Source organism: Pseudomonas sp., from assembly GCF_036404235.1.
Classification (GTDB): domain Bacteria; phylum Pseudomonadota; class Gammaproteobacteria; order Pseudomonadales; family Pseudomonadaceae; genus Aquipseudomonas.
Map to the genome: position 1 here is coordinate 18,048 of NZ_DASWOT010000215.1, position 20,763 is coordinate 38,810.

The following is a 20,763-nucleotide window of genomic DNA, read 5'->3' on the forward strand; positions in this document are numbered from 1 at the left end:
AAGCAATCAATCACTCTAAAGCGTTAAAGCCTCGGGATAAATGTCGGTACTGAAGATGCATTCAAAACGCAGCGTTTCAAAACAGTTGAGGATTCACCGCATCGGGACCAAATGTCATCAGCGCAAAATCCAGAAAACTGCGCAGTTTGGGGGTTAACCGGGGGTCAGGCGCGTACAGGACATGCAGGGGCCGTGAAGGGATGGGATAAGTCGCAAGCAGCGGAACCAGATCGCCGACCAGCAGTGACTGACGCACCAATTCTACCGGCTGGAGCAATATACCCAGCCCCGCCAGTGCCGCGCACAGAAGTGGCTCACCGTGATCAGCCATCAGCCGGCTGTTAACAGGAACGATCACCTTGCCTTCTGGCCCATCGAACGTCCAATGGGTCCTTAATTCTGTGTGAGAAAAGCCCAGGCACTCGTGATCCTGCAGGTCCCACGGGGTTTTGATAGCGGGCTTATCCCGCAGATAGGATGGCGCTGCGCACAGAATCAACTGATAAGGCGCCAAGGGACGAGCAACCAGGCCACTGTCGGAAAGCTGACCCACTCTAAAGACCACGTCGAACCCTTCGTCGATAACGTCAACCGCGCGGTTGGCCAGCGTCAACTCGACACTGATCATGGGGTTGGCCTTCATGAACCCCGGCAATCGAGGCGCCAGAGACTGCATCCCGAAACTGACCGGCGCGTTCACCCGAAGCCGCCCCGTGGGCGTTGCCTGAGTCTCAGCCGCCATATTTTCAGCGGTTTCGACTTGCGCAAGGATGATCTTGCAGCGCTCATAAAACTCACGACCGAAGTCGGTGAGGCTTTGTCGCCTGGTCGTGCGATTCAACAACCGCACGCCCAGATGCTGTTCCAGATGATGCACATGCTTGCCAATCAACTGCGCGGACATCTGCATTGAATCCCCGGCAGCACTGAACGAGCCCATCTCAACTGCCTTGACGAACGCCGCCATACTGCTTAGCCGATCCATTGAAAATGATCCGTTTCGAATGTCGCCTCATTTTGAGTATTTATCCCAATACCGTTCAAGCCCTATTCTGGACCCATATCACTTATACCCGCGGGCGAGGATCAACATCACACGGCCTTAGAAAGGCCGAGATTGATGCCAAGACTTGTCCATCGCCATTTCAAATCGCAGGCGTTCCTTCTTGAAATACCCATTGAAAGCTGTACCTCTCAACACTGTCCTCGATGAAGATTTTTACTTCCCTCATGAGATCATTGGTCAGCCCTTTCGCACTTCGGACTTTACTGATCTGAAGATAAGCAGCTTCACCACAAGCGATGCCGTCAACCTCAGCTATTGGGAAGCCGGCGCTGGACAACCGTTGATTTTTATCCCCGGCTGGTCTGCCAACGGTGCGATGTACTTCCACCTGATGCACATTTTGAGCAAGCACTACCATGTGTATGTGCTGGACGTGAGAAACCAGGGCCTTTCTGAACGGGTCACCTTTGGTAATCGCATTTCCCGGTACGCCATGGACGTGAAGGAGTTTGCCGATCATTTGGGTGTGTCGCAGGCCAACTACTGCGGGTGGTCCATGGGGGCATCTGTGATGTGGGCCTATATTGATCTGTTCGGCACCCAAGGCATTCGCACACTGAGCATCATTGATCAGGCACCATCGATTTATTGTCACGCCGACTGGACGGAGCAAGAGCGGCTGGAGGCGGGCGCGTTCACAACGTCGCCAGAGCGAATGATTGCATCCTATGCGCAAGGCACCGCGACCAATATGCTCGTTTCCGGAAGCCGGGTTGTCGAGCGAGCAATGGCCATGGACTCGCCCTGGTTCCACAACGTCATCAGCCTCGTGCAAGAAGTGGTCAAAGATGACATGGCATTCACCGCACAGGTGCTTTTCGATCACGCAACCAACGACTGGCGAGACGTGATTCGGTCAAAGATCAATGTGCCGACTGCGATCTTCACAGGCGAGTACAGCGACTGGCTGGAGAGCCAGCGCTGGATGAGTTCGGTTATTCAGGACTCGGTGCTTTATGTGTACACCAAGGCCGAGCAAGGCGACCATTTCCTGGCGTTCAAGAACCCGGAGAAATTTGCGGCAGACCTGCGCAGCTTTTTGCAATAACCATGACTCGATGGGTGACCGTGCTCCTGATTTTTGTGAGTGTGGACACCCCTGATACAGCGCTCCTTTTATCCGGCTGATGACTTCATCGCCACTGCTGTTTGTGTCTCATGGTGCTGCAACGTTCACAATCGAGCCCGGTCTGGCGAGCAAAAAGCTGGCCGAACTCGGCCGCGAACTGCCAAAACCTGACGCCATCGTCATCTTCTTGCCACTCTGGATGACCCGAGGTGAAGTCAGCGTTACAACGAGCACCGCACCTAACACCATTCACGGCTTTGGCGGCTTTCCGGACGAGTTGTATAAGTTGTCGTATCCAGCGCCAGGCGCACCTGAGTTAGCGAGTCATATGAGCGCCGATGGATATCTAGACCAGACGCAACGCCATGAACTCTACGAAGGCCCTGATTTTCGGTAACGGCTGACGGCTGGAGGGCCAGAGAATACTGATGGTGCGATGGTCGTGAACATAGCGCTCCAGCACAGGCGTTAACCGCCCTTCGGCAATGGCGTCCTCTACAAAAAAATCGGGTAGGCAGGCAATGCCCAGACCCGCCATGGCCATAGCCAGCAATGGCTCAACGGCGTTGGCTGTCGCCGATGTTGGTACGTCAATACTGACTGAGGCGCCTTTCACGACAAGCGGCCAAGGATCCAGTTTCCCGCTGGTGGGGTATCGATAACGTAAGCAGGAATGGCTGGAAAGGTCGGACGGCCGAGCAGGAATGCCTCGATCCGAAAGGTATGAAGCAGAAGCCACCAACCGATGGCTGTAACCATTGAGCCTGCGCCTGGTAAGTCGTGAATCCTCCACCTCACCGATGCGCACGACAGCATCAAACCCCTCCTCGATCACATTGACCAGCCTGTCGCTGAACTCAAGCTCAAGTTCAACCTCAGGATAAGCCTGCTGAAAAGCAATCAAGTGCGCCATCAGGCTCATACCCAACTGCGGCAGCCCCACTCTTAATCTCCCTTGGGGCTTGCCAGCGGCCTGAGTGAGTTCGCGCTTGGCGACTTCGAACTCAGCAAAAATCCGGTTACAGCGTTCCAGAAACAGACCGCCCTCGGCGGTCAGCGTGATGGCCCGCGTCGAACGATGAAACAGCCTCACACCCAGGTCTTGCTCCAATCGTGCAACAGCCTTGCCCACTGCCGATGACGACACCCCTGTTCTACGACCCGCCTCGGTGAAGCTGCGTGTTTGTGCGGCCTGAACGAATGCGCTGAGCGCGCCAAAGTGATCCATGTCCGAGCCCTCCCCATGCAAGCGTTTTATTCCGAAATGATCGGAATTCTATCCTATTTTTCTTTCAAGGCATCCCGCTTATAGTTTGCGTCAAAGCGAATTAACGCCGTTGAATCTGGATGCGCCGCTGCATCCATTTATACGAGATACTTTTCGATGACCTCCACACGCCCGCCCGACAGACTGCCCCCAGAACTTGAGCAACACCCCGGATATTCACGCGTCTTTCAGCCTGGTCAGTTGACCTTTGGCTTCATTGCTCCTCTGGAGAGTTATCCCGACAGCCCTGGCCCAACCATGGCGGAGCATGCCGAGTTGGCGCGCAAGGTTGACGATGCCGGGTTTGCAGCAATCTGGTTGCGTGATGTTCCGTTCTACGATCCAAACTTCGGCGACGTCGGGCAGATACTCGACCCCATGGTCTACGCCAGCTATCTAGCTGCCATTACCAGGCAAATCACGATTGGTACTGCCGGTATCGTTCTTCCATTGCGCGACCCGCTGATCGTTGCCAAGCAGGCAGCCAGTATTGATCAGCTACTGGGCGGACGGTTTATTCTGGGTCTCGCTACCGGCGATCGACCTGTCGAATACCCGGCATTTGGCATTGATTTCGCGAGTCGTGCCGAACGCTTTCGCGATGCATTGGCGCTCATTCGTGCGACAACTGAGCAGCATTGGACGAGGCACTCGTCACAATTTTACGGGCAGCTCGATGGGTCGATAGACCTGATCCCCAAGCCCGTAGGCTCACGCATTCCGAACATTGTCATTGGTCAGTCGGGGCAGTCGCTCGAGTGGATAGCCGAACACACCGACGGCATTTTGTCTTACATCTCAAACCCTGCACTTGTGCCACAAACCATCGATCGCTGGCGTACCGCCTGCGGGGCCAACGGCTACAAGCCGTACGGCTACGGCACCCTGTTCGACCTGGATCGTGATCCGAATTGTCCCGTGCAACCGGGACGAGTGTTGCGCGCAGGTCGTAACGCACTGATCGAACTCTGGAAGCGCCAGCGGGATCAGGGCGTCGGGCACGTTGCGTTGCACTTCAAGCCTCAGCGGCGCGATGCGGCGCAAGTCATCGATGAGCTGGGCGAATACCTTTTGCCTGTATTTCCAAGCCTGTCCTTACCGACTCCATCGAAAGCGGAGATGCATTGATGAAACGGCCTGTTCACCATATGGACTTCATCTTTCAGACCACACTAGGCACTTATCCGCTGTCGGCTCAGTGCGAGATGCTGGCTGAGCTCGACTATCAGGGCCTCACCATGTCGGCGTGGAGCAAGGATCTGAAATCGATCCCTCTCATCAAACCCCAATGGGGGCTGGATGTAGGCGCCGTCTACCTGATCTATCGTCCAGGTCTGGAATCTTTCGTGACTAACGTCTTTGAATCCATCGAGGGCTGTTCGACCATTGAACTGGCCCTGCACTCGGGCGAAGAAGTCACCGATATGGACCGCAGAATGCTGGAGCACTTGCTGCCCATCTGCGAGCGCCGCGGACTGAACATCGCTTTGTATCCGCATGCCCGGTACGGCATGCAAACGACCTCAGAAGCTGTAGCCCTGTGCGAAGAATTCAAGCACCCACACCTGAGCATCGTCTTCAACGGTTATCACTGGTACGCCAATCAAGAGAAGGCGCTGGAGAAAAGACTCGACGCGGTCTGGCCGTGGCTCAATCAGGTCAATATCGCTGGCTGCCGACGTTCGCCATTGGGATGGGGTGGGCTGGCAACTATCGAGACTTTGGACGAGGGTGAAATGGATAACTTCGTATTGCTCGGTGCTCTGGAACGTCGTGGTTTTGATGGGCGTGTTGGTGTTCTGGGCTGGGAAAGCATGGGCGGCGATGTGTATGGCAACCTGCGCCGATCAATGACGGCATTGCGCTCCATGGAGCAACGCTTGGCCGCCCACCCCGAATGGGCAGTCTTGAACACTTTGCCCTACTAGGGGCCGGAGACGATTGATGGCTCATCCAATCCATGCACTGGACTCGTTTTTCTATTCATCGATGGGGGTCTACGAGTTCCAGACACAGTGCGAAATGCTGGCAGAACTGGGCTATGACGCAATCACCGTTTCAGCCTGGGGAGGCACGCCGCTGACCGATCTGACCTTACTGCCCAGCGTGAAAGACAACTACGGCCTGAAGGTTGATGCGCTTTACCTGGTGCTACATGAAGGCCGTAATGACGCCGTGCTGCGGCGCATCATGGAAACCGTCGAGGGCGTAGAGCTTATCGAGCTGGCCGTACAAACTTCAGTGAACGGCAGTGACGCAATCCTAGGCTTTATCGAGTCGATACTGCCCGTTGCCGAGCGCCGCGGGCTACGCATCGCGCTCTATCCCCATCTGCACCATGTTACCCAGACCACCACCCAGGTTGTGCAAATCTGCGAGCACTTCAACCACCCAAGACTCGGTGCGTCGTTCAATGGCTATCACTGGTACGCCAGCCAGGAAGGTGGACTTGAAAAATGCCTGCAGGCGATGAAGCCCTGGCTCATGCAAGTGGTGATCTCCGGGAGCGCACTGTCACAACTGGGCTGGGGCGGTGTCGCCACCATGGAGCCGGTGGACCGGGGCGAAATGGATAACTTCGCGTTGGTCGCAGCACTTGATCGCGTTGGTTATACCGGCAGCATTGGCGTGCTTGGCTGGGATTACGGTGGAGATATTTATCTGAAGCTGCAGCGCTGCCTGACAGCACTTCGAGATATTGACCGACGCCTGGAAGCCCATCCGAACTGGGCCGCATTCCCGCTGAAATAGTACGCCCGCCCTTCCCTCACACTGCAAGCAGGAGCCTGCAATGACTGCCCTTTCAGTCCTTGACCTCATGATGATCGGCGACGGCAAGACCTTCGCCCACACGCTCGACGAAGCCGCCACATTGGCACAGCACGTAGAGAACCATGGCTATAAACGCTATTGGGTCGCAGAGCACCACGACCTGCCGGGCATAGCCTCCTCGGCCACGACGCTGCTCATCCAGCACCTTGCCGCAGCCACAAGCACGTTGCGTGTGGGCTCTGGCGGCATCATGCTGCCCAACCACTCGATCCTGAGTGTTGCAGAACAATTTGGCACCCTGGACACCCTGTTCCCCGGCCGTATTGATCTGGGTGTCGGCAGAGCACCCGGATCTGCGGGCCCTGCTATTCGTGCGCTGCGGGGCGACGCATCCGAACGCAATTTCGAACAGGATATCCAGCAACTTGCCGACTACCTTGCCGACGAAGGTCGCCAGGCTGTCCGGGCGATTCCGGGCAATCATAGTCTTCCGATCTGGCTGCTGGGCTCTAGCCCGAACAGCGCGGATCTGGCTGCAAAGTTAGGTCTGCCTTACGCGTTCGCATCACACTTTGCACCGCGCTTCTTGATGGATGCAATCGCTCACTATCGGGCGAATTTCCGACCGTCAGCGACCCTAAAACAGCCGTATGTCATTGCGGGCGCCAACGTGTTCGCGGCGGCAACCCGCGCTGAAGCGGACTATCTCGCCAGCTCACACCGTCAATGGGTAAGCAAGCTGTACGCAGGGAAGCCCGGTCCGCTGCCGCGCCCCGAAAACGGCTACATGGAAAGGCTTTCTGATTTTGAACGGCATAACCTGGCACAGGCCATGGCGCTTACTGCGGTCGGAGACAAAGAGGATGTAGGCAGCTGGCTACGGCAGTTCATCGCGACGACTCAGGCGGACGAAGTGATCATCGATGCGAGGATCTACGACGCGGAGGCCCGCTGTCACTCCTACCAGATTGCCGCTGAGTCGATCGAGGACATACTCGGCTGATGGTATTGGACAGACTTGGTATTGATGATGAGGAAAAGGTGGAGAAGTACGACTTCGATACCTCGATAAGGGCAATCGCTCATCCCTTGAGGCGTCAGATTCTGATGTGGCTGAAGACGCCTCAGCTGTATTTCCCGGAACAGGAATATGGGCAGGAACTAGGGGTCTGCGCGGGTCAAATCACGGGACGATGCAGCCTTTCAAAATCGACAGTGTCAGCTCACCTCAATGCACTTAAAACCGCTGGCCTGGTTAGCCTGCATAAAGCGGGCACCGTGCATTTCTACAAGAGAAATGAAGACGCCATCCAATGTCTCGGCGCCCACTTAAAGTCGCTGTTGAAGGGCGATCCTTGTTAGCCACGACACTTCACCCACGAGTCATCTATCGATTTTTTCGAAGATAGCCTGCGGGTTATTAACCCATAAAAAGCCGTTGAGCTTGAGACAATCAGGGCTATTGAACCTCCTCATCTTATTTCACCAGCGCCATGCGCCGTCACGTCCTGTCTTTGCAGCAGCCCAGAGCGAACCTCGATTGCAAACAAAATGATGGGAGTCTCCAAACCTGTCGGCTGTTTTTGGTCTGGGCATTCAGGGCTAAGCTCGCGGGGACTTGATCAAGCGCCAACCCTGGAAACCGAGCCGCTGGAAGCCCATGCGACGGTCAGACGCAGATACTTTTATATACTCCCAACCAGTATGTGCATATACTCCCCACCAGTACCTGTAAATACCCCCTACCAGTACCCGTGTACAATGCGATTCTCGTACACACCTGGAGAACCTAGATGCCCCATTCACCTGCTGAGAAAAAACGCGTATTGGGAAGAGTTCGGCGCGTCAGAGGACAACTGGATGCCCTTGAGGCTGCACTTGAAAAGGGCGCTGAATGCGGCCCGGTCCTGCAACAGATTGCCGCCATACGCGGGGCTGTAAATGGGCTGATGGCGGGTGTTCTGGAAAGCCATCTCAGAGAAGAGTTCACGAATCTAGTAGAAACGACCGAGGCGCAGCGCTCGTCGATTGATGAAGTGGTTTCATTGGTGCGCACGTACCTTAAATAGCCGCTATAACCTGAGATCGGCGTGGCTGATTGCCTTGGTCAATGAGCATCATCACTTGGAGAAAATCATATGAAATCTCGTGCTGCAGTTGCATTCGAACCTGGCAAGCCGCTTCAAATCGTCGAGATCGACGTTGCGCCGCCACGTAAGGGTGAAGTGCTGATCAAGATCACTGATACCGGGGTATGTCACACCGACGCGTTCACGCTGTCCGGTGATGACCCTGAAGGTCTTTTCCCGGTAGTGCTTGGCCATGAAGGTGCAGGCATTGTGGTGGAAATCGGCGAAGGCGTGACTAGCGTGCAAGTTGGCGACCACGTCATTCCGCTGTACACCGCAGAATGCGGCGAATGCCTGTTCTGTAAATCAGGCAAAACTAACCTGTGCGTAGCCGTGCGTGCCACTCAGGGCAAAGGCGTGATGCCCGATGGCACCAGTCGTTTTTCCTACAATGGCCAGCCGCTCTATCACTACATGGGCTGCTCAACCTTCAGTGAATACACCGTTGTCGCTGAAGTCTCCGTGGCAAAAATCAACCCGCAAGCCAACCATGAGCATGTGTGCCTGCTTGGGTGTGGTGTAACCACTGGCATCGGTGCGGTTCACAACACTGCCAAGGTTCAGCCGGGAGATACGGTCGCCGTGTTCGGTCTGGGCGGCATTGGCCTGGCAGCAATCCAGGGCGCACGCCAGGCTAAAGCCGGGCGCATCATTGCTATCGACACCAACCCGACCAAGTTCGAACTGGCCCGTTCGTTTGGCGCCACCGACTGCGTGAACCCAAAAGATCACGAACAGCCGATCCAGCAGGTGATCATCGAGATGACTGGCTGGGGTGTTGATCACTCCTTCGAATGTATCGGTAACGTGCATGTGATGCGTGCAGCCCTCGAATGCGCCCACCGCGGTTGGGGCCAATCGATCATCATCGGTGTCGCCGGTGCCGGACAGGAAATCTCAACCCGCCCCTTCCAGCTGGTCACCGGCCGTACCTGGAAAGGCTCGGCGTTTGGCGGCGTAAAAGGCCGTAGCCAACTACCGAAAATGGTTGAGGACTCGATGAAAGGCGAGATTGAGCTGGCACCGTTTGTCACTCACACCATGCCGTTGGATCGCATCAATGAAGCGTTTGACTTGATGCACGAAGGCAAGTCAATCCGCACCGTCATCAAGTACTGATGTATTCCCCTGTTCTGGGGCACATGCCCCAGAACTCCATCCAAATCACCCATAGATCTGGAGATACAAAATGAGCGATGTAAAACTTCACCCTGCGCTGGATAACGGCATTAAACCGGCTGCTGCCGATTTCGCAGGCGGCACTTTGCAGTGCCTGTGCTCGACCGACAAGGTTGAGGTCAAAATCGAATCTCAGACCCTGCATAATCACGCCTGTGGCTGCAGCAAGTGCTGGAAACCAGCGGGCGCCAAATTTGCCGTCATCGCTGTCGTTCCCCGCGACAAAGTCAGCGTCACCGCCAACGCGGCGAAACTGGCCATTGTTGATGAAAGCGCCACCATCCAGCGTCATGCCTGCAAAGACTGTGGCGCGCATTTGTATGGGCGGATCGAGAACCAAAACCACGCATTCCACGGTCTGGATTTCGTACACACCGAACTGTCTCCTCAGACTGGCTGGGCTGCGCCTGGTTTTGCCGCGTTCGTATCATCGGTCATTGAAACCGGAACGCCTCCAGGTGAAATGAACGGTATTCGCGAACGCCTCAATGCAATTGGTTTGCCACCCTACGATTGCCTTTCCCCAGCGTTGATGGATGCTTTGGCAACGCATGTAGCGAAGCAAAATGGCTTCTTTCAGGCAAACTGAATAAGCCCTATCTAATCAACAACATTGTTCATCAATAGTACCAAGTACTGTTGGCTGTATCCGTTCGCCTGTTGAAACATACAAGCGAACGGTTCTTACATTTTATTTTTTATAACATTCAAACTTTTATTTGAAAGCACACATGACACACAAGATTGTCGTTGTAGGCACAGGTGCGGGCGGAGTTAGAACTCGCCACCCAACTGGGTGACCCGTTCAAGGTCTCAGACAAAGCGAGCGTAACGCTCGTGGACGGCATGCGCAGGATCGGCTTGATACAACGGGCCTTCGATGGTGCGTGGCGTTGCGCCGGGCCGTCCTTGCTGCCTGTTTGGCATCGTTGCGCAGGTCGAGGAAGTGCTCGATGCCAAGCCCAGCGACCAAAAGGCCCGTCTCTTACTTGCACCTAATCGGTTGAGGTCTTCGACTGCGGCCCAGAATGGGTCATCGCTGACGTCCAGGCTCCTCGATCAGCCGAGTGGTTTCCTGTAGCAGGCGAAATACAATCTGCTTGTTTCGGGCACTGCCAGCTTTGTTCTTCAATCGCGCAGCATCCTTGAGAAACTCAAGAGCCTGCGGTGTGCTGGTAATGCTGACGGTCATGATGTGGCTCCTTTTTTATTGTTGATGTTTCTGTAGTTGACCCAACACGAGGGCAATCCAGCCTCGAAACTACTCATTGCCATCCGAGCTGAGCGCGTGCGCTCGCCAGATCAATTTCCATGTCGTGATTCCACAACCAGTCGAAGCGAGAGGCCAGGGTCGCTGACAGAAGGGACTGATCATCGCCGACCTGACGATCACGCAATTCGTACAGCTCGCCGGCTTCCCACGAGGTGCGCTGGACCCTGCACGCACGTGGCCTGCGCACCTGGTCGTAAACCTCAAGCACGCGTTTGACGTTCCCGGCATCGACCTGAGGTTCTGCCAATAAACGGGCGAGCAACCAGGCATCTTCGAGGCCTTGACCAGCGCCGGCACCTTGATGGGGGAGCATGGCGTGCGCTGCGTCACCGATCAAGCCCACGCGACCATGCACATAGCCAGGCAGCTCTTCCAATTCATGAAGGGCCCAGAGGGTAGGCGCAGGAATGCACTCGAGCAGAATCCGGACCGCGTCTCCCCAGTTCGAAAAAGCATCGAGCATCTCGGTTTGTGTGGTGTTTTTTACCCAAGGCTTATCCTGGGGCCATTGCGGGTCTTGGGAGCTGCGATCAGAGACGAAGGCCACGACGTTGATCAGCCGGCCTTTTTTGACAGGAAAGGTGAGGATGTGCCCATCGAGGCCCAGGTACATCTGCGCAACGTTAATCAAATGTTCGTCGATACCGGCTGCGCGATAAGCCGCACGCAGTGTTTCGCTATCAATCATTCCACGATAGGCACAGGTGCCACTGAATCGAGGAGCGACGGCAGGATGCCCTAAGCCTTGCAGAACATAATCGCGAATCGAGGACTTGATACCGTCTGCGGCGATCAGCAGGTCACACTCGTGTTCGGTTCCGTCTGTAAATCCAACCCGAACCCGCTCAGCTGTTTCTTCGACCTTCAGCGCACGCCTGTCAAAACAAGCGATTCCAGCTGGCAACTGCTGTGCCAAGGCGTCAAGAAAATCGGCTCTATGAACGGATGACTGGCCCACGCCCGGAGCGATACTGGCGCCCAGATAACCCGCATCTACGCCACGGCGCCATTCAAACCAGATGTCCTGCCACGGTTCCGGCGTACGGTCAGCAATGAGTTGATAGGGTTTGCCAATGCCCAACCCTTCGATCGCGCGAACGGCGTTGGCACCAAATGAGACCCCTGCCCCGACCTCACCGAATGCAGGCGCTGCTTCGAATAGCTGGATGTTGAGATGGGCATGGCGACACAGATCCAGCGCCAGGGCGACGCCGGCGATACCACCACCGACGATGGCAATTTGCAGTTTCGATTGAGGACTACTCATGGGGACAACCTTGCCTTTTGTTTTTGGAATGTCCCGATAATGCAACGCCCATCGCTATTGATAAATGGTGCAAAATTCATAGAAACTATCACCATTATGAATATTGGCTCTAGCCTCACTCAAGGGCACCGCAATGCAATTACGCGATCTGGATTTAAATTTGCTGGTGATCTTCCACCAGTTGCTGCTGGACCGAAGTGTGTCTATTGCCGCTCAGAATATTGGCTTCACTCAACCAGCAATGAGCAATGCCCTCAAACGACTGCGCACAGCACTTAATGACGAATTGTTCGTACGGACGAATCAGGGCATGCAGCCCACCCCCTACGCAATGCAACTGGCCGAGCCCGTGGCTAACGCCATTGGTACGCTGCACGGTGCGTTGAACCGGCTTGACGATTTCGATCCGGCGACGACGCAAAAACGTTTCGTGATCGCGATGACAGATATTGGCGAGATCTACTTCATGCCGAAGTTGATCCAGACGTTGTTAAAGCTGGCACCGGGTGTGTCAGTGAGTACCCTGCGAAGCCACACAGGCTTGTCCGAAGCGCTGGCCAACGGCAGTGTTGATCTGGCAGTCGGGCTTTTGCCGGATCTACAGGCAGGTTTTTATCAGCGCCGACTTTTTCACCATCGCTACGTAGGCCTGTGCAGGAACGGGCATCCCATCACACAGCAAGCCATGACCCGAGAGCGTTACTGTGAGTACGGCCACGTGAGGGTTATCGCGGCCAGTACAGGGCACGGTGAAATAGATGGGGTCATGCAACGCGCGGGGCTGCATCGAGACATAAAACTGGAAGTGCCGCATTTCATCGCAGTCGGTCACATCCTCCAGAATACTGATCTCATAGCAACGGTACCGGAGCGTTTCGCAACCAGTTGCGCCGAGCCATTCGGTCTCACTATCCTGCCTTTGCCGATGCCTCTGCCGGAAATCGCAATCAACCTGTTCTGGCATGCCAGATGCGTTCGGGACCCGGCCAATCGCTGGTTCAGGCAATTGATGTTTGACCTGTTCAGCGACTGATTATTACCGGCCTCCCCTTGCCACTGATTGAACTTGTAGCTGCACTCTCGACACATAAGTCGGGCAATTACTTATCCGATGGAGGCTCCTGTTGCATCAGAAGTATGTGGATGCACCCCTTATTGCGAAACGCTGGTCTGCAGCGAAGAGTCGTGGAATGGGAAGAAATATGAAAAATATCCTGACGGCATTCCACAGCTGACCGTCGTTCGAATGACCATTCCAGCAAGAACCTCATTACCCTGGCACACACACCCGATGCCGAATGCGGCCTACATCCTTTCCGGGCAAATGACCGTTGAAGAGCTCGCCACGGGCCGCACTCGAACTATCAGAGCTGGAGAGGCATTTCCGGAATCCGTCGATGATACTCACCGCGGTACGACGGGAGACGAAGAAACCGTCGTAATCGTGACCTATGCATCGGTAGCAGGTTTGCCGTTGAGCGTGCCCACTGCCGACGACGCCTAGCCAAGCCTGGCTGCAGCACTGCAACACCTACAGTGGTAGCTCTCCCGGCTTGCGCAGTCTGCGCGGGTAAGCTCAAGCACTAAACACTGACATCGATGCCTGGGTAAACACAGGCATCGAATCCGCCGGTAATAGTTACGGCAGCGCCTTCATTAACGGCTTTCCGGCTTCAGTGATATAGGTCGAAATAATCTCAGTCTCGACGGCCCCATTTTTTACAACATGGGGTGCGTAGGCCGGCGTCTCAAAGGTATCCCCTGCGTGCAGCACATGGTCCGCCTGGCCATCGATGCTAATCGTCACAGCCCCTCTTGCAACATAGCCAGATTCCAGCCCGGGATGTTCGTGATGGGGTGAATCAGTGTTCGCAGGAAGCACGATGCGAATCACGTTGACTTCATACCCTGAAGGGTAAACCTGGTGCTGCAAAACAGTCCTTGATCCCTTTGACGGTGCAGAAGCCGAGGCGCATCCGGCAAGGACTGCTGCAGTTGCTGCTACTACGCAAAGCGCAGCTGGGTAGCGCCTGGCTTTGAATGTGAAGCTCATGGTTCAACCTCGATTTTTGATACGGAAATAATCAGCAAACGTAGCCAACTGACGGGATGCGTGTTCAGGCCGATCGTGCATGCAGGTCGCTGGCCATCAGCCGGGGCAAGTTGTTGCCCAGGTAAGCAGTCCAGCTTCGAATACACGTTCCGCTGTTTGACTCTGCTCGGTAAACGGCATGGATTCCGTTCGACTCAAGGTGATAAAGAGGCAGTACTCTAACCAGTCGTCCATCAGCCAGATGCTCAGCCGCAACAAAGGCGGGGATGCAGCCGATCCCCACACCGCAATTGACGGCATCCAGCAGACCATCACGGGTATTCAAGTGAAATTCCGAAGGCGGAATATAAAGATTCACCGGCCCGTAAGGCCCTTCAAATGTCGCGCTGTCCAACGTGCTTGCTGGATCATCAAACGGCCTGATGCACTCATGCCCTGCGAGATCCTCGGGTACCCGCGGCATGCCATGGGTGGCAATGTAATCGGGCGAAGCACACAGCACGCTATAGGTCGCGCCTACATTGCGTGAAGTCCATTGCGAGCTCACATGGGGCGTCACCGAGACTGATACATCAAAGTCTTCGACACAGAGGTCGGGAATCCGGTTTTCCAGGGTCAGATCAAAGGTGACCAAGGGAAAAGATCGTCGGTAATCCGCGATCAGCGGGATGAGATAGCGACGACCGATTTCACTCGGAGTATGGATACGCAAGTGCCCTTCAGGCTGTACTTTGCTGTCGGCGACGGTTTGAACCGCATCATCGACACCCGCAATAATGGTTAAACAACGATTGAAAAAATCTCTCCCGGCCGCCGTCAATGCAACTTTGCGGGTCGTCCTGCTCAGCAGCTCAGCGTTCAGGTGGCTCTCCAGCCGGGAGATACTCTTGGAGACGGCAGGAACCGTTCGATTCAGCGCCTTCGCCGCGCTTGTAAAACTGCTGTATTGCCCAACGAGCGCGAACGTTCGCATATGATCCAACAGGTCCATACTTTTCCCTTTAGCTTGAAAAGGAACGGCAGCTATCACGAGATAGCCGACCAGGCCCCATTCACAATGTGAAGTTTGTAACGGTTGCGGGCACCTTAACAAGCGGGCCCGACTCCCGTGTATGGTCACTGTTGATACTGGCTATTGAGGATCGATGCGTACGTGAATAACTCTTCATGAAACGGTATACATTGCCAGGCAATAAACTCCCGATTCGGCGACGCTTTTCACTCAGGAAAAATGCCCCCCTTTTCAAGCGTAAGACAGGAGCCTCGCCTTATGGTCAGGCTCCTGCAATCACCTCATCGTTCGTAACATGGCAAACTATGGTTGAGGCCGTTATCTTACAAAGCAGCCTTCGCCGGCGCCCCCTTGATGAACGTCTACGCAGATAAGCTCCCACAGCAGCGCTATATGCCGCCCATGATGGGCATTCCCAGCGCACGCCCGGCAGAATGTCAGACTCCGCTGAAGTTCTCGAAATACATCGATGCAGATTCTACAAAGAGGCCCACTTTACGCGACTGAGCGAATCGCACTGGATGGATCGCATAGAAGGAAACAGGGTCCGGTTCATAAGCCTCCAGCACGGTTTTCAACAGGCCGTTGGCAAGGTACGGCGCGACTTCCCAGAAGGATTTTTGCGTTATGCCCAAGCCAGCCAGTGCCCAGGTCACGGGCAGTTCCGATTGAGTCGAGGCCATCGCTGCCTCGACTCGCATGGAGCGAACCTGAGGACCCCGGCCAAAACGCCACTCAGCAGTAAAATGTGTCTGACTGTTGAACACCAGACAGCGATGATGCTTCAAGTCCTCAGGCACTTGCGGCGTACCCGAGCGTTGCAGGTACGCCGGGCTCGCAACTACCACTCTGCGCGTGTCGAATAAGCGGCGTCCGGTAAATTGGCTGTCGACGATCGGCCCGCCCCGAAACGCCACATCAAAACCTTCCGCGACGATATCGCTGAATCGATCATCCAGGGTCAGGTGCACTCGGATTTGTGGATGCGCCAGACAGAAGCGCGCCACGAATGGCGCAATGTGCTGACGCCCCAGAGGCCCCGGCGCGGTGATCTGTAAATCCCCACGGGCACAGTCGCCGGACTCTCTGACTGAAGCCTCCATCGCGGCAATATCGGCCATGATCTGGCTAGCCCGCTCAAGGTAGGCCATGCCACTTTCGGTCAGGATCTGGCTACGCGTTGTGCGATGCAACAACTTAATCGCGAGTTTGCTCTCAAGCCGCTTAACGCGATCACTAACGACCGAATTCGCCAGCCCCAAACGTCTACCTGCTGCAGAAAAGCCACCCTGACGAGCAACCTCAACAAAAACCGCCATGTCAGATATGTCGTGCATGATTATCCGGTTTTATCGGAAAGTGATTCCCATAATATGCGGTTTTTCAACGAGCCGTCGTTACCGATACTGATCCTTCAACAGGATAGAAGGACACCCATGATGCAGCCTAAGTCGATGATCGCCCCCGTTACGCTCGCCAGTGCGCTACTTTGCACCAGTGCATTCGCCGCCAGCACTCAACTCATCACCACCCAGAAACTGCCCTGGCAGACAGCCGAAAAACTGGCAAGTGAAGCCGTCCAGATCTGCGCCGCGCAGGGTTACTCGGTGACGGCTGCGGTAGTTGATCCTTCTGGCCATGAGCAAGTAGTGATAAAAGGCGACACTGTTCCTCTGCAATCCTTGTCGGTTTCCTACCGAAAGGCTTACACCGCCTTCTCCTACGGTCAGGCCTTCAACAAGAACTCGACCAGCGAACTGGTTGCCGAAAAGCTGGATGGCCCCGCTAATGGTGCGCTCAATACCGTTCCACAAGTGATCTTCATCCCCGGTGGCGTCACGCTCAGACGAGCCAATCACCAGGTCATCGGTGGTATAGGCGTGTCTGGCGCACCGGGAGGCGACAAGGACGAAGCCTGTGCGCTGCAAGCCGTGAAAAAATTCCAATCCTCGTTCGAATAGTCGATTCGGTCTACGTGACCCTTGGTCAATGGGACCGACTGGGCAAAGGCTTTGACACCCGGGAGCCCCCTTACCTTCTGGTTCGAACGCCCCTGGCCCCGATGCCGCCATTTGATGCGCAGCCCACCCCCTGACGCCCACACCTTAAAATACAGGAGTAATCAGTCATGCCAGAAGTACGTATCCCCTCGGTTGAGCTCAACAACGGATCAACCCTGCCGGCAATTGGTTTCGGCACCTACAAGCTCAACGGTTCCCAAGGCGTCGAGACAATGAAAACCGCTATCGACACGGGCTATCACCTGCTGGACGGCGCGGTGAACTATGAAAACGAAGGTGCGTTAGGTGCAGCCATCCGCCGCAGTTCAGTAGACCGAGAGCAGCTTCGGATCACCTCTAAATTGCCGGGGCGACACTATTTATTTGAAGATGCACTGACCTGCATCGAGGAGTCGCTCTATCGCACCCAACTGGACTATTTCGACCTGTACCTGCTGCACTGGCCCAACCCAGGCAAAGGTCAGTACGTGCAAGCATGGCGCGCACTGGTAGAGGCCCGCGACCGTGGCTGGATCAAGAGCGCGGGGGTATGCAACTTTCTGCCAGAGCATCTTGAAAGAATCATCGCTGACAGTGGCGTAACACCTGTGGTGAACCAGATCGAATTGCACCCCTACTTTCCGCAGCATGAGCAATTGGCCTGGAACAAGGCTCACGGTATTGCCACGCAATCCTGGAGCCCTTTGGGGCGGGCGAATCACTTGCTCAAGGATGCTTCAATTGAGGGTATCGCACAGCGTCTGGGGAAAAGCATCCCACAAGTGATTTTGCGCTGGCATCACCAACTGGGGGCTATTGCGCTTCCCAAGGCAAGCTCACCGGAACGGCAAAAGGAAAACCTCAGCATCTTTGACTTTGCCCTGACTGCAGATGACATGGCCATCATCGCTCAACTGGCCGATCCGAATGGCCGCACCAAGAATCAAAACCCGGCGTTCTACGAGGAGTTCTGATCCGTGGCGAAACACCCTTTACCAAGCACTGCGCAAACAGGAATCGCTAATCGATACGAGCCTGCTGCAGTAATCAGCCTTAGTGAGCAAGCGCCAACGGACGGCGGCGTCTGAGCGTATCCGAGGGAAGCTCGGCGAACTGCTTGCGATAGTGTTCGGCGAAGCGCCCCAGATGGACAAAACCATAATCCAGAGCCAGCTCGGTGATGTTCCTGACATTGCAACTTGGATCCAGCCGTGAAATGGGCATGTGTACGAGGCTTTATTGCCGCGCTTATGCCGGCAAAGCATTGCACCACGGTGGCTGCAGGCGTTGAGAAACGCGTTAAGCACACCGTCCTTGTTGCGCGTAATGAATACCGGCTGGCGGCCCATCTGCAGGGTGATGTAGTCGTTCTTTTGCGGGATTTGGCAGCTCAAGTGTCACGAGATCGCAATCTCGGCAATATCCGTTCGCGCAGACCTGTATCCGTTTTATGCAGATTCAAACGACGTTAAGTGAAGGAGGGTCGCAAACGACGCTGATCGGGATGCTGACATCAAGCAGGCTGCGATGCCCCTAACTCGGCAATCCATCGCAAGCATTGCTGCAATAACGCCGACTCATCCCCTGCCCTGTAACTGACAATAATTGGCGATGTCGCCAGCGGATCCAATAAAGGCGTGAAGCCGATATCGTCACGATGCAAACGTTGCACAGAGGCAGGAACGAGGGTGATGCCGATGCCAGCAGCGACCAGGCCAATTGCGGTCTGCAACTCATTGGTCATCTGAACCACACGAATTTTCAGGTCCTGGCGGGTGAATAGTTTCAGCACATGATCAGCGTAACTGGGGCGAACATTGCCTGGATAAAGTACGAAAGGCTCTTGGGCCAGTTGCGCAAGACTGACCGGCGCGCCCAATAGGTGGTGCCCAGCCGGCAACGCCGCGACCAGTGGGTCTTGGCGAATCACTTTTTGCACCACCGCCGGGTCATCGATGTAAATGCGCCCAAAGCCAATATCGATGCGTCCGTTTTTCAGCGCTTCGACCTGCTGCAAGGTGACCATCTCCGACAGCCCCAGCTCAATCCCGCCGTCGCTGCGCAGGCGTCTGATCAGTTCCGGCAGAGCGCCGTAAAGGGTTGAGGGCGCGAAGCCGATGCCGAGCCAGCGCCTCTGCCCGTTATCGATACGCCGCGTGTCGTCACAGACTCGATCCAACTGCTCCAGCAATTGCACCGAGTGCTCATAGAAAAACCTGCCTGCCTCGGTCAGGCGCAACGGACGGCTTCGTTCAAGCAGTGCGACTCCCAGCTCCTCTTCCAGTTGCTGAATCTGGCGGCTCAAGGGTGGCTGCGCCAGATGCAGTTGCTCGGCGGCTCGGGTGAAGTTCAAGGTTTGCGCGACGACGCGAAAGTAACGCAGGTGACGTAACTCCATGATACCTCCCAGGTATCAAACCAGACCCATTCAATATTGGACCCCAGGCTTATCGGGGTGCAACCTTTGTCTCAGACAAATAAAAACCCTAGGGATATGGACTTGTTCCATACACCCTCGATCAGGATCTCCCAATGATCAGTATCACCAGCCTCGAAACCTTCATCGTTGATTTGCCCACCATCCGTGCGCACAAGCTGGCCATGCACACCATGCAGAACCAGACACTTGTGATCCTTCGACTGCGTTGCAGTGATGGAATCGAAGGTCTGGGTGAAGCGACCACCATCGGAGGCCTCTCCTATGGAAACGAAAGCCCGGAAAGCATCAAGACCAATATCGACGCGTATTTTTCGCCGCTGCTGGTAGGCCAGGACGCTCGCAACATCAACGCCGCCATGCTGAGAATCGAGAAAGTGGTGCGTGGCAATACCTTCGCCAAATCCGCTGTCGAGACAGCGCTGTTGGATGCTCAAGGTAAACGCCTGGGATTACCCATTACGCAGCTGCTCGGTGGCCGCATGCGGGACGGTCTTGAAGTGGCCTGGACACTGGCCAGCGGCAATACCGAGAAAGACATTGAAGAAGCCGAGCACATGCTCGATATACGCCGCCATCGGATTTTCAAACTCAAGATCGGTGCGGGCGAACCCGCCAAGGACATCGCCCACGTCGCAGCGATCAAGCGCGCTCTAGGCGACCGTGCCAGCGTGCGAGTCGATCTCAATCAGGCCTGGAGCGAAGCCACCGCAATACGTGGCTGCCAGATGCTGGGCGATGCTGGCGTCGACCTGATCGAGCAGCCGATTCCCCGCCAGGATCGTGAGGCCCAGGCCCGAGTCAGCGCCCGCAGTCCGGTGCCGATCATGGCCGACGAAGCCATTGAAAGCGTCGAAGACAGTTTTGCCTTGGCCCGAGCAGGAGCGGCTCACGTTTTCGCGCTCAAGATTGCCAAAAACGGCGGACCACGGGCCGTGCTTCGCACAGCGGCCATCGCCGAAGCGGCAGGGATAGGCCTGTATGGCGGGACCATGCTTGAGGGCGGTATCGGTACTTTGGCCTCGGCTCATGCCTTTGCAACGTTGGGCCGAATCGAGTGGCATACCGAACTGTTTGGCCCACTGCTGCTGACAGACGACATCCTCACCGAGCCGCTGATCTATCGAGACTTTCAATTGTTGATTCCAAACACACCCGGCCTTGGTGTGGAACTCGATGATGAGCGTGTCAAGCGTTTCCAACGCCGCTAAAGATATGAGTCCCCCCACTGCCCACGCA

General features: G+C 55.6%; 21 protein-coding genes and 4 pseudogenes. 15 read left to right on the forward strand and 10 right to left on the reverse strand.

All coding sequences use genetic code 11. The annotated features are described in order from the left end of the window. Positions 1 to 76 precede the first annotated feature (76 nt). On the reverse strand, positions 77 to 985 hold the full coding sequence (locus tag VGC62_RS27035; RefSeq protein ID WP_331190140.1) for a LysR family transcriptional regulator: 909 nt from the start codon (positions 983 to 985) through the stop codon (positions 77 to 79). Positions 986 to 1,166: 181 nt separating this feature from the next. Between VGC62_RS27035 and VGC62_RS27040 the strand changes: the two genes are divergently transcribed. Together VGC62_RS27040 and VGC62_RS27045 are read left to right on the forward strand one after the other, a co-directional pair. Then, positions 1,167 to 2,114 (forward strand): alpha/beta hydrolase, encoded by a 948-nt coding sequence (locus VGC62_RS27040; RefSeq protein ID WP_331190202.1) that lies wholly within the window; start codon positions 1,167 to 1,169, stop codon positions 2,112 to 2,114. Between the two features lie 76 nt (positions 2,115 to 2,190). Continuing rightward, positions 2,191 to 2,466, forward strand: a pseudogene (locus VGC62_RS27045) (dioxygenase); the annotation flags it as partial. A 15-nt stretch (positions 2,467 to 2,481) separates the two neighbouring features. Here VGC62_RS27045 and VGC62_RS27050 read toward each other — a convergent pair. Next, entirely contained in the window at positions 2,482 to 3,363 is an 882-nt protein-coding gene (locus VGC62_RS27050; RefSeq protein ID WP_331190141.1) for a LysR family transcriptional regulator, read from the reverse strand. Between the two features lie 156 nt (positions 3,364 to 3,519). Between VGC62_RS27050 and VGC62_RS27055 the strand changes: the two genes are divergently transcribed. The 8 genes from VGC62_RS27055 (at position 3,520) to gfa (ending at position 10,071) form a co-directional block, all read left to right on the forward strand. Beyond that, positions 3,520 to 4,530 carry an LLM class oxidoreductase gene (locus VGC62_RS27055; protein ID WP_331190142.1) on the forward strand — a complete coding sequence of 337 codons (1,011 nt, stop codon included), beginning with the start codon at positions 3,520 to 3,522 and terminating at the stop codon, positions 4,528 to 4,530. After that, a complete protein-coding gene (locus VGC62_RS27060; protein ID WP_331190143.1) occupies positions 4,530 to 5,330 on the forward strand; it encodes a sugar phosphate isomerase/epimerase family protein in 801 nt (266 codons plus the stop codon). Before VGC62_RS27055 ends, VGC62_RS27060 begins: the two co-directional genes overlap by 1 nt. Before the next feature lie 16 nt (positions 5,331 to 5,346). Next, positions 5,347 to 6,153, forward strand: coding sequence for a sugar phosphate isomerase/epimerase family protein (locus VGC62_RS27065; protein WP_331190144.1), 807 nt, complete (start codon positions 5,347 to 5,349; stop codon positions 6,151 to 6,153). A gap of 40 nt (positions 6,154 to 6,193) precedes the next feature. Next, entirely contained in the window at positions 6,194 to 7,177 is a 984-nt protein-coding gene (locus VGC62_RS27070) for an LLM class flavin-dependent oxidoreductase (protein ID WP_331190145.1), read from the forward strand. After that, positions 7,177 to 7,536 carry an ArsR/SmtB family transcription factor gene (locus VGC62_RS27075; protein WP_331190146.1) on the forward strand — a complete coding sequence of 120 codons (360 nt, stop codon included), beginning with the start codon at positions 7,177 to 7,179 and terminating at the stop codon, positions 7,534 to 7,536. The genes VGC62_RS27070 and VGC62_RS27075 overlap by 1 nt, the downstream gene beginning before the upstream one ends. Positions 7,537 to 7,967: 431 nt before the next feature. Then, complete coding sequence (frmR, locus tag VGC62_RS27080) at positions 7,968 to 8,243, forward strand: formaldehyde-responsive transcriptional repressor FrmR (protein WP_331190147.1); 276 nt, start codon at positions 7,968 to 7,970, stop codon at positions 8,241 to 8,243. A gap of 69 nt (positions 8,244 to 8,312) precedes the next feature. Further along, entirely contained in the window at positions 8,313 to 9,422 is a 1,110-nt protein-coding gene (locus tag VGC62_RS27085; protein ID WP_331190148.1) for an S-(hydroxymethyl)glutathione dehydrogenase/class III alcohol dehydrogenase, read from the forward strand. A gap of 70 nt (positions 9,423 to 9,492) precedes the next feature. Then, positions 9,493 to 10,071 (forward strand): S-(hydroxymethyl)glutathione synthase, encoded by a 579-nt coding sequence (gene gfa / locus VGC62_RS27090; protein WP_331190149.1) that lies wholly within the window; start codon positions 9,493 to 9,495, stop codon positions 10,069 to 10,071. A 269-nt stretch (positions 10,072 to 10,340) separates the two neighbouring features. Here gfa and VGC62_RS27095 read toward each other — a convergent pair. Both VGC62_RS27095 and salA read right to left on the reverse strand, forming a co-directional pair. After that, positions 10,341 to 10,674 (reverse strand): annotated as a pseudogene (locus VGC62_RS27095) (dioxygenase); the annotation flags it as partial. A 73-nt stretch (positions 10,675 to 10,747) separates the two neighbouring features. Further along, on the reverse strand, positions 10,748 to 12,022 hold the full coding sequence (gene salA / locus VGC62_RS27100) for a salicylate 1-monooxygenase (protein ID WP_331190150.1): 1,275 nt from the start codon (positions 12,020 to 12,022) through the stop codon (positions 10,748 to 10,750). A gap of 133 nt (positions 12,023 to 12,155) precedes the next feature. Between salA and VGC62_RS27105 the strand changes: the two genes are divergently transcribed. Beyond that, entirely contained in the window at positions 12,156 to 13,055 is a 900-nt protein-coding gene (locus VGC62_RS27105) for a LysR family transcriptional regulator (protein ID WP_331190151.1), read from the forward strand. Between the two features lie 213 nt (positions 13,056 to 13,268). Beyond that, positions 13,269 to 13,526 carry a cupin domain-containing protein gene (locus tag VGC62_RS27875; protein ID WP_414705857.1) on the forward strand — a complete coding sequence of 86 codons (258 nt, stop codon included), beginning with the start codon at positions 13,269 to 13,271 and terminating at the stop codon, positions 13,524 to 13,526. Between the two features lie 135 nt (positions 13,527 to 13,661). Here the strand turns inward: VGC62_RS27875 and VGC62_RS27110 are convergent, their stop codons facing one another. From VGC62_RS27110 to VGC62_RS27120, 3 genes are all read right to left on the reverse strand, one after another. After that, positions 13,662 to 14,075 carry a cupin domain-containing protein gene (locus tag VGC62_RS27110; protein ID WP_331190152.1) on the reverse strand — a complete coding sequence of 138 codons (414 nt, stop codon included), beginning with the start codon at positions 14,073 to 14,075 and terminating at the stop codon, positions 13,662 to 13,664. 64 nt (positions 14,076 to 14,139) lie between these two features. Then, on the reverse strand, positions 14,140 to 15,066 hold the full coding sequence (locus VGC62_RS27115; protein ID WP_331190153.1) for a LysR family transcriptional regulator: 927 nt from the start codon (positions 15,064 to 15,066) through the stop codon (positions 14,140 to 14,142). Between the two features lie 458 nt (positions 15,067 to 15,524). Then, positions 15,525 to 16,424 carry a LysR family transcriptional regulator gene (locus VGC62_RS27120; RefSeq protein WP_331190154.1) on the reverse strand — a complete coding sequence of 300 codons (900 nt, stop codon included), beginning with the start codon at positions 16,422 to 16,424 and terminating at the stop codon, positions 15,525 to 15,527. 99 nt (positions 16,425 to 16,523) lie between these two features. On the opposite strand from VGC62_RS27120, the gene VGC62_RS27125 reads away from it, so the two are divergent. Together VGC62_RS27125 and VGC62_RS27130 are read left to right on the forward strand one after the other, a co-directional pair. Next, a complete protein-coding gene (locus VGC62_RS27125; RefSeq protein WP_331190155.1) occupies positions 16,524 to 17,048 on the forward strand; it encodes a heme-binding protein in 525 nt (174 codons plus the stop codon). A gap of 167 nt (positions 17,049 to 17,215) precedes the next feature. Beyond that, positions 17,216 to 18,061: an aldo/keto reductase gene (locus VGC62_RS27130; RefSeq protein ID WP_331190156.1), complete on the forward strand. Its 846-nt coding sequence runs from the start codon at positions 17,216 to 17,218 to the stop codon at positions 18,059 to 18,061. Between the two features lie 79 nt (positions 18,062 to 18,140). Here the strand turns inward: VGC62_RS27130 and VGC62_RS27135 are convergent. The 3 genes and pseudogenes from VGC62_RS27135 to VGC62_RS27145 form a co-directional block, all read right to left on the reverse strand. Next, a pseudogene (locus VGC62_RS27135) lies at positions 18,141 to 18,293 on the reverse strand (AraC family transcriptional regulator); the annotation flags it as partial. Further along, positions 18,293 to 18,481: pseudogene (locus VGC62_RS27140) on the reverse strand (Rieske 2Fe-2S domain-containing protein); the annotation flags it as partial. The pseudogenes VGC62_RS27140 and VGC62_RS27135, both read right to left, overlap by 1 nt. Before the next feature lie 119 nt (positions 18,482 to 18,600). Then, complete coding sequence (locus VGC62_RS27145; RefSeq protein WP_331190157.1) at positions 18,601 to 19,485, reverse strand: LysR family transcriptional regulator; 885 nt, start codon at positions 19,483 to 19,485, stop codon at positions 18,601 to 18,603. A gap of 134 nt (positions 19,486 to 19,619) precedes the next feature. On the opposite strand from VGC62_RS27145, the gene VGC62_RS27150 reads away from it, so the two are divergent. Then, complete coding sequence (locus tag VGC62_RS27150) at positions 19,620 to 20,735, forward strand: muconate/chloromuconate family cycloisomerase (RefSeq protein WP_331190158.1); 1,116 nt, start codon at positions 19,620 to 19,622, stop codon at positions 20,733 to 20,735. Positions 20,736 to 20,763 lie beyond the last annotated feature (28 nt).